This window comes from Thiofilum sp. (assembly GCF_016711335.1).
In the GTDB taxonomy this organism is placed as follows: domain Bacteria; phylum Pseudomonadota; class Gammaproteobacteria; order Thiotrichales; family Thiotrichaceae; genus Thiofilum.
In genome coordinates this window covers 1,292,091-1,307,505 of the sequence record NZ_JADJTF010000001.1, presented here as the reverse complement: position 1 = coordinate 1,307,505, position 15,415 = coordinate 1,292,091, and the positions used below count along the sequence as shown (strand labels likewise).

Below are 15,415 nucleotides of genomic sequence, written 5' to 3'. Positions count from 1 at the left end.
ATGGCAATACTCACTAACTCTATTGATCAGGCGCTTCAAGTCATTCAAGCAGGTGGTGTAATCGCTTATCCCACCGAAGCGGTGTTTGGTTTAGGTTGTGATCCTAAACGTTTGGATGCCGTCGAGCGTATTTTGACTATTAAACAGCGCCCTGCGCATAAGGGTTTAATCTTAATTGCTTCGACTTTTGAGCAATTGAGCGAGTACTTAGCACCCTTAGAGCAAAGTATTTTAGATCGAGTGCTGCCCACTTGGCCGGATGCGATTACATGGGTATTACCAGCCAAACCGGAGGTGTCGTATTTACTACGCGGTGAGCATGACACTATTGCGGTGCGGGTGAGTAAGCATCCTACGGTGAAAACCTTATGTGATGCTCTTAATCATCCCTTAGTATCGACTAGCGCTAATATTGCAGGCGAGGAGCCTTTTCGCTCGGCTTTAGGATTGTATGAGCAACTAGGTCCGCACTTAGATCTAGTGCTCGATCAACCTTTAGGCGGACGTAATCAGCCCTCGGAGATTCGAGATGGCTTAAGTGGGGCAATCTTGCGCCCTAGTTGAGTCCTTTGAGCTTTTTTTAGTTGTTTCAGTACTATTCTAAGTTGCTGTATGATTTCAGCTCTATTAGTTAACGGGTCATAGCATAACTGCTCAAAGTAATCGGCAAATTGATTTAACGGCTCTTGCAAATCTGCCCGTTTATTACTCACTTGATTAATGAAATCCCTAACGGTTTGAGCAGGCTCGCGTTTAAAACCCTGCTTTGCCAATAACTGCTCTAGTTCACTAATTAAACGTTGTTCTGGAGTCAATTGCGGCTTGTGCCACAGCCCTAACCATAAACCCCACATTAACCCTAATACGGCAAAAATACCGAGTATGACCAAAGCAAGCGTTGTTATGGAAAAATCACCCAACCATTTGCGTAACACATTCGCTTGAGTATCATGATCATAGCCCACTACCCAACGCTGCCATTGGTATTGAAGCGCATCAAGTTGTTGAGACAGGCTATTGATCCAAGGCAAATTGCTCTGCACTGCACGAAAGGATTGACCGAGTAAGCCTTCTTCTTGCGCTAAAAATGCATCCAAGCCATCCGTGACACGCGAAGGTGCTACTGCCGTAGTCGGATCATATTCTGTCCAACCCGTTTCTGGTTGCCATATCTCCACCCATGCATGGGCATCATATTGATAAACCGCTAAATAATTACCTTGCTCATTCCATTTCCCTCCTTGATACCCAACCACTACACGCGCTGGAATCCCTACTGCTCGCATTAAAAACACAAAACTGCCCGCATAATGGGAGCAAAAACCTTTACGCGAATTGAATAAAAACGCATCAATAGTATGATGATCACCTAAGAGCGGCGGCGATAAGGTGTAATAAAAGTCTTGCGTTCTAAAATATTGCAAAATTAATTGAATATAACGTTCTACATTTTGGTCACTTTCACGCCACCAACGCTGAGCTAATTCATGGGTACGAGGATCTGAACCTTGGGGTAATTGCAAAGCCAGACGGCGCATTGTATGGGTGAGTTTTATATCCCTAAGCGTTTGTGGATAGCTAGTCGCTTTGAGTAATACCGGAGACTGAGTAATCGCATTCGCCATCACACGGTAATCGGCGGCGCGTACTACATCCCCTTCCACATTGAGCGCTGGTGTTAGGGTAAATAACCAAGGTTGACCACTAGGCGCATACAAAGCCTCATACTCAATCGGATCACCCCGCAACTCGAAGCTTTTATTAAATAGCGCATACTCGCCTTTGACCTGATTTTTAAAGCTAATAAAATCATAGTCATCAGGCAATTGCTGCCATGTTTTACCATCAAAATAATTGAGGGTTAAGCCACGCCAGTAGAGTTGAGCTTGCTGAGGGCGCGTACTTTTAAAAGTGGCACGAAACGCCAACTCAGTAGAACGAGTTAAATCGGCAATATCCCCCGGAGTCATGCGCTCAGAAATGCCCGTTTTAGTTTGTCCCGGCATCATCGGCAATGACCACAAAGGCGGCAAACGCGGAGCTAAGAAAAATACTATTAGCATGAGAGGGATAGCTTGCACTAGCATTAAAGCCGCCAGCTTTAAATGTGCCCTGACCGTTTGCAGAGGATTGAGGACTGTCACCGAGGGCTGAATCCCAATCAGCGCCCCCGTTAATATGGTCATTCCTAATACACCATACAAACCTGCTAGCATGGCTTGGGTATAGAGGAAATGCAGCGCAACTAATAAATAACCTAGAAAAATAACAATCACGGCATCGCGCAGTTGCAACACTTCTAATGATTTAAAAGCAAAGCCTAATAATAGCACTGCCAACATCAGGTCTAATGAGGGGAAAGGTAGCCCACTGAGTACCAAACCACCTACTCCCATAACCACCAACAAGGTTTTCACCAACGCATTAGGTTGAGCGGAATAACCCTTCAATACCCGCAAACGCCATATGACCGCCGCGACCATAATAGGTATTAACCACCACGGCAAATACATAACAAAGGGCAACATCACCACAAATTGTGCCGCTAAAAGCCAGAGCATGCCGCTATAAGTAATGGTCTTATTCATCGGATAATCCATATAGGGCTAAAGCTTTTAAACACTGCTCGCGGTGCTGATCACCTGTGGCGGGATCAATCGTTTTACCCGGAATTTTCAAGCCAAAAGTGACTTGATTAGCACTGAACTCTAATACCTGAGCACAGAGCACGCTTAAGCGTCGCTCAGTACTAGCAATCCTTAGTTGACTCCACTCTAGCCATAACGCTTCATTGGCATAATCTACAAATGATTTAGTATACAACTCACCCGTTTGAGCATATTTAGCCCAATGAATACGTTGGATAGGATCGCCTACGTGATAGGCGCGTATTTCATTAAAATCACTACCTCCTTCGGCGATTATTTTACCTTCTGTTTCAGCGCCCTCATGACTGGCTAATTGAGGCTCTTGCTTAATCGGTTCGGGATACACTAGACCTTGCAACTCAGGCGTAAAATAGGACCATGCGCGTGCTAAACCTGTTGGGTAAGTGGTAAAAATTTTAATACGCGGCGGCTCAAAATAACCGCGCTCGGTAGCAAGGTGAGATAGGGTAATGCGCGTACTTTGGCAACTGGCTAATTCAATCAGTATTTGGTCTTGTTTAGGCCATTCGAGTACTAGATTCCAATGAGAACGTGATGGCATGCGACTGATTTCAAGCTCTAGCACGGCTTTACTATTGGCAAAACAAGGCTGGATGCGTAGTGCTTTAAGCGTCACACCCGCTAAATTACGATAGGTATATAACACATTCAAAACAAAGAGTGCTAAGAGCCAAAAACACACCATGTAAATCAATGAGTTCTGGAAATTAATCCCTAAAATCATCAATAAACCCAATAGTACTAATAGCGCTAGACCAGAAAGGCTAGGAATAATAAAAATAGAACGCTGAGCAAAGGTATGCTGGTTCTTGGCAGGTAAACGTTCATCTAGCCATGTTTGCCAGCGCTGATCCCACGTATTACGTACCCCATCAAGCAGCACGGCTCGCTCCTACTACATCGACTTGCGCTAATAGTAAACGTGCTAGTGGTTCACCCTGCTCATGACGCCCGATTAAACGATGTCCAGCCACTGCTACAAACACTGCCTGTACATCTTCGGGTAAAACATAACTGCGTCCTTGTAATAATGCCCAGCTTTGCGCAGCTCGCACTAAAGCCAATGCACCACGCGGCGAAAGCCCCACTTGGCAACGCTCATGCTGCCTAGTACAAGCAATTAAACGTTGAATATAGTCCAGTAAAGCATCGGTCATTTTGATTTGTGGCACTAGCTGTTGCAGTGCTCTTAAATGCTCCATATTCAATACTGGTTGGAGCTTAGCCAGCAATTGGCGTCCATTACGTCCCGCTAACATTTCACGTTCTACCGCTGGATCGGGATAACCTAATGAAATACGCAGTAAAAAGCGGTCGAGCTGGGATTCTGGCAAATTAAAAGTACCCAATTGTGCTTGAGGATTTTGCGTTGCAATAACAAAAAATGGTTGTGGTAAAGGATAGGTTTTACCATCCACACTAATTTGCTTTTCTTCCATTGCCTCTAATAAGGCACTTTGCGCTTTGGGAGTCGCGCGATTGAGTTCATCGGCTAGAAAGACTTGACTAAATAGGGGGCCTTGATGGAAATGAAAGGTGGTTGTTTTAGGGTCAAAAATGGACGCTCCTATTAAATCGGCAGGCAGTAAATCACTGGTAAACTGCACCCGCTTATAGGCTAAGCCACACACTTGAGCGAGAGCATGAGCCAAAGTGGTCTTCCCCATACCGGGTAAATCTTCTAAGAGTAAGTGCCCCCCCGCTACCAAACAGGTTAAGGCTAAGCGCACGGTATGTGCCTTGCCTAGGATGACTTGATTTAAGGCATCAAGTGTGGCGTTGAGTAGTTGGGGTGAAGTGACTGACATACGCAACCTTTAACAATGGATACTCAGGGGCAAGGTTAACGAATTTGTCAGCGCTTTGACGAAAAATAGCGATGGTTGGGCTTCGTAAAATAAAGCAGGGGAAAAAATACCATCCGTACCTCATCCCCTAGCATCCAATAAAAATTAAATCCCGCTAGGCTCAGCGACCTCCTGAGCGAGCCAAGACATGTGATACATGCGGCTTATTCGCAATCTCTGCCAATGCCATCGGTGTTTTACCATCTGAATTCCAAGAATTGACTTGTGCGCCATTACGAATTAGCAGTGACACAATTTGTGAATGTCCAAAACGAGCAGCATTATGTAGAGGTGTCCAATTTTTTACGGTACGCGCGTTAGTATTCGCTCCTTCACGTAGTAAAATCTGTACCGCCCCCACCTGCCCATACGCTGCTGCTGCATGTAAAGGGGTCTCGCCATAACCATTGCTAGAATTAGGATTGGCTCCGCGCTCCAACATATTTTCCATCAGGCTTAAATTACCCAACTCCGCTGCTCGAAATAAAATCGTATTGACCTCCCCAGAAGGACGTTGAGCCGCTGGACGAGCGGGCGCTGGGCGTGCTTGAGGTCGAGCCGCAGGTCGATAGGCTGGCGGGCGTGCTTGGGGACGTGCTTGAGGATGACGATTAGGTGCGGCATTCGCACTCTCCACTATTACCGTTAAGGCACAGGTTGCTCCTAATGCAAAGGTTGAGAACCATTTCCATATGGGTTGCTGAGTCTTTTTACTATCCATGCTAGGTATACCCTCCATGAGTATTAATGTTATATCGCTATTGACATCTACCCCTTGCTAAAGAAAGGGGATTCCTTAGTACAGCCGTCCATGTCCGAACGGGAGAACGATGCTAGTTCTCTTACTTCGCCCTGTCCCCTACCTGAAGGAACGGTTTTTACGACTGCCTCCGTAATCAAATCAGGTATAGAAAAATGTTTTAACTACTTTCTATCTTAAGAATAGTTCATCTATAACTAAGCGTATGAAAAATCGCATGAATTGAGCAATATTAATCCAGCGTTAAGCTTTGAATTAGCCTAATAGCCCAGCACCATCGCATATTAACTAATCAACAGTGCCATAAAACATAGCAAAATAACCCCTAATATTAATAAGCTTATAGCGAATAAAAGCCCTTAAACTACTCTTTTTAACTAAAGCACTCAGCAGCGGTTATGCTATACAATAGAATAATAGATCAACTATCCATGCTAATAATTAATGAACTAGGGCTATGTCATGACGCCAACAAATACCAATACTCCCAGTACACTCGAAGATTATTTAACCACTGACTTCCTATTAGGCAATGTAGGTGCGCCCTTTCTGATTGGACTAGCAGTAGGCTATTTTGCGAAAAAAATGTTTAGAACGGCGCTGTTTTTAGGTGGCGCTATTATTGTGGGGCTTTTTGTAGCGGAATATTACGGTTTTACTCATATTAGTGATGCGAATTTACAAAATGCTGCCAGTACAGCAGGACAAATGGCTAAAACCTTTGGTGATTTTTTAATGGAGCGCCTTTCTCATATTAGTAGCAAAGGGGTGAGCGCTGGTGTGGGCTTTTTAGCAGGCTTACGTTGGGGTTAGTTGGGTGTTAGTGATTATAACACTTCGGACAGTTTACGCGGCGATAGCACCATAATTACATAGGTCTGCGAAGGCTGGGCTGGATTTTATGGCGCTGAAGTCGAGTTTTAAGTGGCGAGAAAAGCGTTCGAGCAGATGGGCATTGAAGTGGCGGATCTTCCCACTGGCAACGGAGAGGACACTGCGCCCGTTGCCCCCGGCATCCCAGTTCTGCTGGCGATCTTCCAGCCGGAGCAGGTTAAGTGCCGTCAGTGAGGTATTGAAGTGGAAATCCAGCTTTTCTTTGCGGGTCGTTTGGCAGTCACACAGCCCGGTGTGTTGCTTGGCATCCCGGAACAAAAATTCTATCTGGAAACGCGCTTGGTAGTAACGCAGGATGTCTAATGCAGGGCAATCCGTGTCGGTACTGAACAGCAGTGCGCTAGCGGTCTTGCCGTTTGCTTCGCGCACCAGATAGACGATGCGCACTATCTGTTTGAACGTCGGGCTGTTAACAGTAGCGGTGTAAACACGCTGCCCGTCCAGCTCTCCGACCCGTTCAAAACGTGATAAGTCGTCAAAACTGACTTTGCCGCTGTACTGGCGGTGACGACCCTTGGGTTTTTGTGCGCCCGTGTACAGCCACCGTAAGTCGGCGTCCTGACGTAACTTGCTGATCAAATGCAAGTTGAGTTCCCTGATGCCACTGACAAACTTAGTTTTGGCATAAAAGCTATCCGCGACGAGATAACGGATGCCACACCCCAGCAGGACTGTGATGGCGTGTTGAAGCTGTCCAAGGTAGCTATCCATCCGCGTGGGGAGCGGCGCACCAACGAAGGGTGGGTGTTTCACCTTGGTTTTGTCTTTGGTGTTGGCGGGTTGGCTTTGACCCTTGCGGGTTGAGCGCGGCAACGTAGGCGTTTGGCGGGCGGATAAGGTGTAGGCCGTGTTGTGGGTCACGTCCACCAGCGCTAACAAGGATAATTCTTGTCCGCGTTGCGCCTGCCCCTGTGAGCCGTTCCAAAACCAGTCTAGGCCATAACTCTTGCGCCCGCTTTTAGGCACGAAACTGGCATCAATAGCCGCAATACGTTCCCCCTTGCCATGCAGGACATCCTGTAAGATCAGCAGGTTGAACGCTAGAAAATCAAAGGAACGTGAAAACCAGCGTGAAAAAGTCTTTTCATGGCAGTCACTGTAACGTCCAAGGTTGCGGAAGTTGACACGGCTGGGCAGGTACATCAGCGCATTGAACAAGGTCAGCAAAAACTGGCGCTGCGGTTTCGCCACACTGGACATTTGGCTCAGAATCGTTTCTATTGTGGACATGGAAGCTTCTGGGGTGAGGGGTTGTTATCGTGGTTGACGACATCTTCCCACACTGGAGGCTTCCAGCCTATTTTTCAATCATGCCCAAACTGTCCGAAGTATTGTGATTAGAGAGCAGTGGGTAGACACATAGGTCTACCCCTAGAAAGAATAGCTTAGACGTTTCTGCTAACTACTTACCGCCGCGCCGTTCGCGGGCAAAATCGAGCATACGCTGCGTCGAACGTAAAGCTTTCACGCGAATATCTTCATCAATATGAATCTCATTATTGCCCTTTTCTAATACTTGCAATAGGTTGTGCAACCCATTCATAGCCATCCAAGGGCAATGCGCACAACTTTTACAGGTCGCTCCCTCGCCTGCTGTAGGGGCTGCAATAAACTCCTTATCGGGCGCTGCTTGCTGCATTTTGTAGAAAATGCCTTGGTCGGTAGCGACAATAAAACGCTTATTAGGCAAATTTTGTGCAGCTTTAATAATTTGCGTCGTAGAACCTACTACATCAGCTAGTTTTACCACCTCTTCAGGGGACTCTGGGTGAACTAAAATCGCTGCATCAGGATATTTTTCAATCAAGTCACCTAAAGCGCGAAATTTAAATTCATCATGCACAATACACGAGCCTTGCCAACGTACCATCTCCACCCCAGTCACACGCTCAATATAGCTTCCTAAATGCCGATCAGGTGCCCAGAGCACTTTTTTACCCTCATCACCTAACCAACTGACTAGCTCTACCGCAATGCTCGAAGTCACCACATAATCCGCACGCGCTTTCACGGCAGCACTGGTGTTGGAGTACACCACGACGGTGTGATCAGGGTATTGATCACAGAATTTATAAAACTCATCTGCCGGACATCCTAAATCTAAGGAGCATTCGGCTTCTAAAGTGGGCATTAGTACGCGCTTTTCAGGATTGAGAATTTTGGCGGTTTCACCCATAAAACGCACCCCCGCCACAATCAAGGTTTTAGCCGGATGCTCATTACCAAAACGTGCCATATCGAGCGAATCAGAAACATAGCCTCCGGTTTCTTCGGCTAATTGTTGAATATCAGCATCCACATAGTAATGCGCCACAATCACTGCATCTTGCTCTTTAAGCTTTTGCGCAATTTTAGCTTTAACCGCTTGTTTTTGTTCGGGCGTATAGTGCGGCTGCATCGCTTCAATATGCGCCGTTACAGGGGTATGAAACATGGGAATAATCGGTTTAGACATTGTTATGCTTCCTTCACTTCAGTGAGCTAATAGATACCTGATCGACTATAACCTATGCACAAATTCTGCATGTAAAACACCTGAAATCTCCGCACTTACCTACAGGGTTTTGCATAAATCTAGGTCACACTACAAAGTATCCGTTAAAGCGTCATTATCAGGACTCTATTCATGAAAAACTACCGCTTTGCGATTAAGTTATTACTAATCGGCTTTATTATGTTTTTGCTCTTTATTCCCCAAGCGATGCTCATGGGCTTAATTAGTGAGCGTGCAGGCTGGCGTCAATCCGCCTATGACAGTATTCAACAAAGCTGGCCCGGAGCACAAACCATCGCAGGTCCTATTCTGTCTATACCCTATCAAATCACACGCTTAGTCAAAGAAACCATTAAAGACAAAGACGGCGCAGAACGTGAAATCAGTAAGCGCGTAGTGGAAAGCGATGTATTACGCATTATTCCTAAAACTTTACAGGTCGCAAGTACGCTGAATAGCGAGCTGCGCTATCGGGGTATTTATGAAGTGCCTGTTTATAGCAACCAACTTCAGCTCAGCGGAGCGTTTAGTTTTGAAGCATTACAGGAACTAGCCCAGCTTTATAAAGATAACGAGCTAAAACTCGGCATTAGTGAAATCGCTATTTTGGTCTCTGATCAGCGTGGCATTAATGCACCCTCAGCTTTCACTTGGGGCGGTAATACTTATGCTTTTAAACCTAGCAATAACTTACCCGGTAGTTCAGCAGGGATGCACGCTAAGCTCAATAGCTTAGATCTACAAGCGCTACCCAGCTCCATACCTTTTAGCCTACAACTAGAATTACGCGGTATGGCTAGTATGAACTACGCGCTCTTAGCCGAAGCTAGTGAAGTGAAACTGCATGCTAATTGGCCTCACCCTAAATTCACAGGAGAGCTGCTGCCCGAAACGCGCACGATTACTGAACAAGGCTTTGAGGCTCAATGGAAAGCAACTTCGTTTTCTTACAATGTTACCCAAAGCCTCAATGATTGCGCTCAAGGTCAATGCAGTAGCCTACTCAATCGCGCTGTGGGTTTTGATCTGCTTCAGCCCGTCGATGTGTATCAACAAGCGGAGCGCAGCGTGAAATATGCGGTGTTATTTATCATTCTAACCTTCGTAGCCCTAGTCCTATTTGAACTACTCAAGCAACTGCGTATTCATCCGATTCAGTATATTTTGGTAGGTTTAGCCTTGATTATGTTCTATTTACTGCTCATTTCGCTGTCAGAACATTTCGACTTCTTAAGAGCCTATGTAGTCGCTGCACTTGCCAGTGTCGGTCTATTAACGGTTTATTTTGGAGCGATTTTAAAAAGTACGCGCTTAGGATTAATACTAGGGGCTAGTTTGGCACTTTTGTATGCGGTGCTCTATGGTATTTTACAAGCAGAGGACAATGCCTTGTTATTGGGTAGCTTGCTCCTATTCGTTATGCTAGCGGTATTAATGCTCAGCACACGGCATTTCGATTGGTATGCTTTGGCTGCATCGATGGCTGATACTAAGACCTCTGAGATAATTAAGCCCCTACCCTCAGTGGAAAAACACGATGTTTAAATGGGCTTTAGGGTTGGTAGTAGCGTTAATCATCGGTAGCTACTACCTGCCCGACACCACGCCACGGGTCATTCCTGTGGCGGGTGCTACTGCCAAGGATTGGAATCCTCACTCCTTTTGGTACTACCCGTGGGGGCGCTCACGCACTCATAAAGGCATTGATATTTTTGCCCCCAAAGGCACTCCTGTGTTAGCGAGTACTAATGGTTGGGTATGGAGTACCGGCTATGATAGTTTAGGTGGTCATTATGTTTTAATTGTGGGAGCAAAATGGCGTTTTCACTATTTTGCTCACCTAGCATCCATCGACATCAGCAGCGGGCGTTGGATAACAGCAGGTGAGCGCATCGGTTCAGTCGGCGACTCCGGCAATGCTCAAGGTAAAACCCCTCATTTACACTATCAAATCAATAATCTTATTCCAGATTTAGCTTTGGCGGATAATGCACCGGATGGGCATTTAAAGCCCTATTACACTAATCCCCAGACTTTTTTAGTAAACGCTGTGACGAAGTATTAGGTGCAAAGAGGCCATTTAAAACCCAGATAATCGACCAAATTAAAATATTAGGGATTAAAGCGCCGACTGTCCAAACAATCCATTCCTGCTCATTAATATCCGCAATACGAAAACCCTTCGTTGCTAATATAAATAAAAAAGGAATGCTAATCCAAAGAGCAGAAATGGTATAAGCAAGCCGACGAATTGTTTTACTGTCATGTTTTAACAATAAACGTGTTCCAAAATACAACAATATCAGTGCTAAAATCGCTATAATGATTAAAATCAATTTCATTTTTACACTCCGTTAACTATATTTAGTTATCATAAGTTATTTTTATATACAGAAGCACTAATATATTAAAGGTTCTGTATAAAATACCCAGCCAGTGATTAATAAGTTTAGATTATTAGATCTAAACTAACCATTTATCAAATAAACCGTTTCGTTTGTATTTTGACTATACATACATACTCAACGCTAACTCTACAATTCAATCAGTCAATCAAGAACGGAAGCGCTCGGGTTTGCCTTAGCTTTTCATGGATTGATCTAATGTAAAGCAAACGAATAAAACGGAGAGTATCTTATTATGACAAACAATGTTTCAACTACTTCAGGCGCAAGAACAACCAATTGGAATCCAGCCCCTCATACTTCTCGCCCTAGTGGTAGTGGTGTACAGTGGGGAGCCAACTTTCAAATGGGTGGTAACTCCTTACAAAGTCTGATTGCTTTATTACAAAGCTTGTTAGCACAATTATTAGCAAATCGTCCTAATGGTGGCACTAACCCTAACCCACCTGTAAAACCTAATCCACCTGTTAATCCTAATACCACACCAACCCCTGTTAAAAATCAGGCTCCTAATGCGGTAAACGATGCAGCTACTACTGCTAACAATACAGCAGTTACCTTAAATGTATTAGGTAATGATAGTGATCCAGATGGTGATGCTTTAACTATCAGCAGCTTTGATACTGCTAGTGCTAATGGTGGCACTGTAACTAAAGATGCAAGCGGTAAACTGGTTTATACACCGAAAACTGGCTTCTCTGGTACTGATACATTCAAATACACAGTAAGCGATGGTAAAGGTGGATTCTCTACTGCTACTGCTACTGTGACTGTAGATGCTCCAAAGAACAACGCTCCTAAAGCCAATGCTGATACCACTACTACCAATTATGGTGCTGCAACTACCATTAACGTATTAGGTAATGACACTGATGCTGACGGTGATGCTTTAACAATCAGTGCTTTTGATCCTACCAGCGCTAATGGCGGTACTGTGACCAGAACTGCCGATGGTAAATTAACTTACACACCAAAAGCAGGTTTCTCTGGTACTGATACTTTCTCGTACACTGTAAGCGATGGTAAGGGTGGCACATCAACTACTACTGTGACTGTAACTGTTGGAGCAAAACCTAATACTCCTCCAGTAGCAGCTAATGACTCAACTAATACAGCATACGGTACAGCAGCCTCTTTAAATGTATTAGGTAATGATACTGATGCTGACGGTGATGCTTTAACTATCACTAGCTTTGATACTGCTAGTGCTAATGGTGGTACTGTGACCAAGGATGCCAGTGGTAACTTAGTTTACACACCAAAGGCTGGTTTCTCTGGTACTGATACCTTCAAATACACTATTAGTGATGGTAAAGGCGGTTCTTCTACTGCTACTGCTACCGTTACTGTTGCAGGCCCAGTAAAGCCCAATGACAGCCCATGGAATCCAAATGGTTGGATTAAGTAATAACTTAGCAGCATTAGCTTAAACTAAGTATCAAAAGCGGGTAGTCTCCTACCCGCTTTTTTTTATTGGCTAAATCCAGCATGATGCTAGACTTTTCCCATTACCTTAACAGCTTATGTCTCAAGACCGTGTATTTGATGGATTAAGTCAACGCTTTCAACGCACTATCTATGCTAATAATGACCCACGCGGGGCTATTCGCCTGCATATTACCCAAGATGATTTAAACCAGCATTTCCAAAGCATCCCCCCCACTCATCAAGTGCTTGATATAGGTGCAGGTTTAGGACAAATGTCGTTATGGTTAGCTGAGCAAGGGTGGAATGTCACGCTGTCTGAACCCTCGGAAGAAATGCTTCTTCAAGCACAAGCTCTTATCCAAAATAGCGCTGATGCTCATCGTGTTGAATTTCTACAACATAGTATTCAAACCTTACCTACTCACTATGCACAACAGTTTGATTTGATTGTGTGTCATGCGGTTTTAGAATGGCTCGCTGAGCCGCAACAGACTTTGCAGACTCTGCTCAATTACCTAAAACCAGAGGGCTATTTATCGTTGATGTTTTTTAATCGTACTGCAACTGAGTTTCGTCACTTAATTGCGGGTAATTTAGATGCGGTATTAGAACAACGTCTAGCTAGTGATGGTAAAAAAGGTCTAGCCCCCATTTCCCCTCTATTACCTAGTGAAGTACTCCACTGGCTGCCAGACTTAGGATTGGAGCTAGTACAATGGTCAGGCGTGCGTTGCTTTTATGATTATGCCTATCATACCGTGCGTAAAAAAATGCCTTTAGATAAAGTGCTCAAACTAGAACGGCATTATTCTCAATTAGAACCTTGGCGTTCTTTGGCTCGTTATCAGCACTTTATTCTAAAAAAATTAACACCCGATCCTTTAGATCCGCTAGCTTAAGACCTATCGGTCATTTATTTACGATTATCTGCTAGCCCATAGGTATTCCAAGCAAAATCAATAATGATATAAAGGTACAAAAGTCAATTGCATTTACTAGGGCTTTCAAGGACGAATAGATGACAACACCAATTAATGGGCGTCCACTGTTGCCAAGTTCAGCGCCTTTACCTTCTGAACAATTAGCGCAACACTCACAACAATTGAGTTATAACTATGAGCAATTTACCAAACCTGCCGTAATGGGGCCTGCAGGTTGGTCACGTAAACTGTATCGGCATTTAACTAATCTCATTGAAGGATGGATGACACAATTATTACCACGCAATACTTATGACCCTAAACCGATAAAAACGCCGCAAGGTTTAGCAGGTTTAAAAGTCAGTGGTTTGGCTGATCGTTTAGCACGTGAGTTTGATCCTTGGAATCCATTACCTAATCAAGATTTAGTTTTTTTGGGGCTTGACCAAGATTATGAGCAACCGGTGGTAAGTATTACTATTGGCGGTGATACTACTCCTGTTAATCATGAAAATGGGCAGGTTATTGCTCGTTATCTCAATTTTGGAGCCTTACGTTATATTGAAGGTGAGTTAAACTTAGCAGATGGCTCTAAAATACCGCTACAAGTACATATTATTAAAGCGCTATAAACTAATGAGGAAGAGCAAAATATAAAGTCAAGGGAATAGCAATTAAACTGCCTAAATTACCCATTAATACTATCGAAGCTACTTTTTCTGGCTCTTGTCGATAACGCTCGGATACTAATACATTTAATACTGCGGGTGGTAAGGCCGCAAATAGCAATAACCAAGCAAATTGCTCTTGACCTAAAGGCATCACCATTTGAAAGGCTACAGCACACACTATGCCCGATAAGGGCGCTGCAAACGCACCTAACACGCCTAATTTCCAATCACGAAAATTAATATCCAATAAGCGTACCCCTAAGGCAAACAGCATTAAAGGAATGGCAACCTGCCCCATAAGTTTGATGGTATTGGCTATCGGCTCAGGGATGGCGATATGAAAGGTGCTAAACACTAAACCTAAAATAGTGGCTTGGATCATGGGCATTTTGAGCAGCGTCCACGGGCGCGTGCGATGATCTAAAATAAACATGCCCACAGTAAAATGCAGAATCATCTCCATTAAAAATAGTACTACTCCCGCCTGCAATGCTGTCTCACCAAAGGCAAACAGCATGAGAGGTAGCCCCATATTGCCAGAATTATTAAACATCATCGGTGGCAAAAAGGTTTTAGCATTAATCTTAAACAACCACACCAGCGGTAGTAGTACCAACCCAGAACCCAACACTACCACTGTTCCAGCCAAAGCTAAGGTGCTATAAGTACCCCAATCAAATGGCTTATCCACTAACACCCAAAACACTAATATGGGGGTGAATACATCCATATTGATTTGATTAATCACCCCTAGATTAATGCGAAAGCGATAGCCATACGCTGCACCCATGCCCGCACAAGCAAATACTGGGAAAATAATTCCAAAAATACGAAGCACTAGCTCTAGCATATAAAGTACTCAATGATTAAAACGCCCTATCCCGCCTGATTACGCATATGGTCAGCCGTTTGGCGGAAAGCGAATTGTAGCGCTTGTTTGAGCTGAATATCACTCACTTGTTCAGCGAGTGCCTGATCCATACACAGTAGCCATTGATCACGCATTTGCATATTAATCGGAAAAGGTAAATGACGCGCTCTGAGCATAGGATGACCATACTCTTGCACGTAGAGCGGCGGACCACCAAGCCAACCGGATAAAAACTTAAATAACTTATCGCGTGAAATGATTAAATCTTGTGGGTGCAGTTTGCGCAGTTCCCATGCTTCTGGAATGGTATCCATAATTTCATAAAAGCGTGTGGCTAGTTGAAGTACTGCCGCTTCGCCCCCTAGTTGAGCGTAATGCGTTTGGGTTAAATCCATCGCTGGACTCCTATAAACTCAAAAGGCGAGTAGTGTAGCGAGATTTATAGGGGGGCTAAAT

General features: G+C 44.5%; 16 protein-coding genes. 7 read left to right on the top strand and 9 right to left on the bottom strand.

Features of this window, described 5'->3' with window-relative positions; all coding sequences use genetic code 11:
- A complete protein-coding gene (locus IPL34_RS06115; protein ID WP_296839219.1) occupies window positions 1-564 on the top strand; it encodes a Sua5/YciO/YrdC/YwlC family protein in 564 nt (187 codons plus the stop codon).
- On the opposite strand, the gene IPL34_RS06110 is transcribed toward IPL34_RS06115, so the two are convergent.
- From IPL34_RS06110 to IPL34_RS06095, 4 genes are all read right to left on the bottom strand, one after another.
- On the bottom strand, window positions 510-2,588 hold the full coding sequence (locus IPL34_RS06110) for a DUF3488 and transglutaminase-like domain-containing protein (RefSeq protein WP_296839216.1): 2,079 nt from the start codon (window positions 2,586-2,588) through the stop codon (window positions 510-512). The two genes, IPL34_RS06115 and IPL34_RS06110, sit on opposite strands and share 55 nt — an antisense overlap.
- On the bottom strand, window positions 2,581-3,552 hold the full coding sequence (locus tag IPL34_RS06105) for a DUF58 domain-containing protein (RefSeq protein WP_296839214.1): 972 nt from the start codon (window positions 3,550-3,552) through the stop codon (window positions 2,581-2,583). The genes IPL34_RS06110 and IPL34_RS06105 overlap by 8 nt, the downstream gene beginning before the upstream one ends.
- On the bottom strand, window positions 3,542-4,477 hold the full coding sequence (locus IPL34_RS06100) for a MoxR family ATPase (protein ID WP_296839210.1): 936 nt from the start codon (window positions 4,475-4,477) through the stop codon (window positions 3,542-3,544). Before IPL34_RS06100 ends, IPL34_RS06105 begins: the two co-directional genes overlap by 11 nt.
- Before the next feature lie 160 nt (window positions 4,478-4,637).
- Window positions 4,638-5,237: an ankyrin repeat domain-containing protein gene (locus IPL34_RS06095; RefSeq protein WP_296839208.1), complete on the bottom strand. Its 600-nt coding sequence runs from the start codon at window positions 5,235-5,237 to the stop codon at window positions 4,638-4,640.
- Window positions 5,238-5,738: 501 nt separating this feature from the next.
- On the opposite strand from IPL34_RS06095, the gene IPL34_RS06090 reads away from it, so the two are divergent.
- A complete protein-coding gene (locus tag IPL34_RS06090; RefSeq protein WP_296839206.1) occupies window positions 5,739-6,089 on the top strand; it encodes an FUN14 domain-containing protein in 351 nt (116 codons plus the stop codon).
- Between the two features lie 33 nt (window positions 6,090-6,122).
- Here the strand turns inward: IPL34_RS06090 and IPL34_RS06085 are convergent, their stop codons facing one another.
- Both IPL34_RS06085 and nadA read right to left on the bottom strand, forming a co-directional pair.
- Complete coding sequence (locus tag IPL34_RS06085; RefSeq protein WP_296835870.1) at window positions 6,123-7,400, bottom strand: transposase; 1,278 nt, start codon at window positions 7,398-7,400, stop codon at window positions 6,123-6,125.
- A gap of 172 nt (window positions 7,401-7,572) precedes the next feature.
- The gene (nadA, locus tag IPL34_RS06080) at window positions 7,573-8,625 is read right to left on the bottom strand and encodes a quinolinate synthase NadA (protein ID WP_296839205.1); all 1,053 of its coding nucleotides are present in this window, start codon (window positions 8,623-8,625) and stop codon (window positions 7,573-7,575) included.
- Window positions 8,626-8,796: 171 nt separating this feature from the next.
- Here nadA and creD point away from each other — a divergent pair, with 171 nt between their 5' ends.
- Both creD and IPL34_RS06070 read left to right on the top strand, forming a co-directional pair.
- Window positions 8,797-10,209 (top strand): cell envelope integrity protein CreD, encoded by a 1,413-nt coding sequence (gene creD, locus IPL34_RS06075; protein ID WP_296839204.1) that lies wholly within the window; start codon window positions 8,797-8,799, stop codon window positions 10,207-10,209.
- Entirely contained in the window at window positions 10,202-10,729 is a 528-nt protein-coding gene (locus IPL34_RS06070; protein WP_296839203.1) for a M23 family metallopeptidase, read from the top strand. The genes creD and IPL34_RS06070 overlap by 8 nt, the downstream gene beginning before the upstream one ends.
- Here the strand turns inward: IPL34_RS06070 and IPL34_RS06065 are convergent.
- On the bottom strand, window positions 10,686-11,006 hold the full coding sequence (locus tag IPL34_RS06065) for a hypothetical protein (RefSeq protein ID WP_296839201.1): 321 nt from the start codon (window positions 11,004-11,006) through the stop codon (window positions 10,686-10,688). The two genes, IPL34_RS06070 and IPL34_RS06065, sit on opposite strands and share 44 nt — an antisense overlap.
- Before the next feature lie 298 nt (window positions 11,007-11,304).
- Between IPL34_RS06065 and IPL34_RS06060 the strand changes: the two genes are divergently transcribed.
- The 3 genes from IPL34_RS06060 (at window position 11,305) to IPL34_RS06050 (ending at window position 14,049) form a co-directional block, all read left to right on the top strand.
- A complete protein-coding gene (locus IPL34_RS06060; RefSeq protein ID WP_296839199.1) occupies window positions 11,305-12,477 on the top strand; it encodes an Ig-like domain-containing protein in 1,173 nt (390 codons plus the stop codon).
- 115 nt (window positions 12,478-12,592) lie between these two features.
- Window positions 12,593-13,396, top strand: coding sequence for a methyltransferase domain-containing protein (locus IPL34_RS06055; protein ID WP_296839197.1), 804 nt, complete (start codon window positions 12,593-12,595; stop codon window positions 13,394-13,396).
- 119 nt (window positions 13,397-13,515) lie between these two features.
- Entirely contained in the window at window positions 13,516-14,049 is a 534-nt protein-coding gene (locus IPL34_RS06050) for a hypothetical protein (RefSeq protein ID WP_296839194.1), read from the top strand.
- Between the two features lies 1 nt (window position 14,050).
- Here IPL34_RS06050 and IPL34_RS06045 read toward each other — a convergent pair whose 3' ends face one another.
- Window positions 14,051-14,938 carry an AEC family transporter gene (locus tag IPL34_RS06045; protein ID WP_296839191.1) on the bottom strand — a complete coding sequence of 296 codons (888 nt, stop codon included), beginning with the start codon at window positions 14,936-14,938 and terminating at the stop codon, window positions 14,051-14,053.
- Between the two features lie 26 nt (window positions 14,939-14,964).
- The gene (locus tag IPL34_RS06040; RefSeq protein ID WP_296839190.1) at window positions 14,965-15,354 is read right to left on the bottom strand and encodes a group II truncated hemoglobin; all 390 of its coding nucleotides are present in this window, start codon (window positions 15,352-15,354) and stop codon (window positions 14,965-14,967) included.
- Window positions 15,355-15,415: the final 61 nt, after the last annotated feature.

Excerpts from the sequence above, each read along its gene's own strand:
- IPL34_RS06115 (WP_296839219.1), top strand. The coding sequence starts at position 1 with ATGGCAATACTCACTAACTCTATTGATCAGGCGCTTCAAGTCATTCAA.
- IPL34_RS06110 (WP_296839216.1), bottom strand. The coding sequence starts at position 2,588 with ATGAATAAGACCATTACTTATAGCGGCATGCTCTGGCTTTTAGCGGCA.
- IPL34_RS06100 (WP_296839210.1), bottom strand. The coding sequence starts at position 4,477 with ATGTCAGTCACTTCACCCCAACTACTCAACGCCACACTTGATGCCTTA.
- IPL34_RS06095 (WP_296839208.1), bottom strand. The coding sequence starts at position 5,237 with ATGGATAGTAAAAAGACTCAGCAACCCATATGGAAATGGTTCTCAACC.
- IPL34_RS06090 (WP_296839206.1), top strand. The coding sequence starts at position 5,739 with ATGACGCCAACAAATACCAATACTCCCAGTACACTCGAAGATTATTTA.
- IPL34_RS06085 (WP_296835870.1), bottom strand. The coding sequence starts at position 7,400 with ATGTCCACAATAGAAACGATTCTGAGCCAAATGTCCAGTGTGGCGAAA.
- nadA (WP_296839205.1), bottom strand. The coding sequence starts at position 8,625 with ATGTCTAAACCGATTATTCCCATGTTTCATACCCCTGTAACGGCGCAT.
- creD (WP_296839204.1), top strand. The coding sequence starts at position 8,797 with ATGAAAAACTACCGCTTTGCGATTAAGTTATTACTAATCGGCTTTATT.
- IPL34_RS06070 (WP_296839203.1), top strand. The coding sequence starts at position 10,202 with ATGTTTAAATGGGCTTTAGGGTTGGTAGTAGCGTTAATCATCGGTAGC.
- IPL34_RS06065 (WP_296839201.1), bottom strand. The coding sequence starts at position 11,006 with ATGAAATTGATTTTAATCATTATAGCGATTTTAGCACTGATATTGTTG.
- IPL34_RS06060 (WP_296839199.1), top strand. The coding sequence starts at position 11,305 with ATGACAAACAATGTTTCAACTACTTCAGGCGCAAGAACAACCAATTGG.
- IPL34_RS06055 (WP_296839197.1), top strand. The coding sequence starts at position 12,593 with ATGTCTCAAGACCGTGTATTTGATGGATTAAGTCAACGCTTTCAACGC.
- IPL34_RS06050 (WP_296839194.1), top strand. The coding sequence starts at position 13,516 with ATGACAACACCAATTAATGGGCGTCCACTGTTGCCAAGTTCAGCGCCT.
- IPL34_RS06045 (WP_296839191.1), bottom strand. The coding sequence starts at position 14,938 with ATGCTAGAGCTAGTGCTTCGTATTTTTGGAATTATTTTCCCAGTATTT.
- IPL34_RS06040 (WP_296839190.1), bottom strand. The coding sequence starts at position 15,354 with ATGGATTTAACCCAAACGCATTACGCTCAACTAGGGGGCGAAGCGGCA.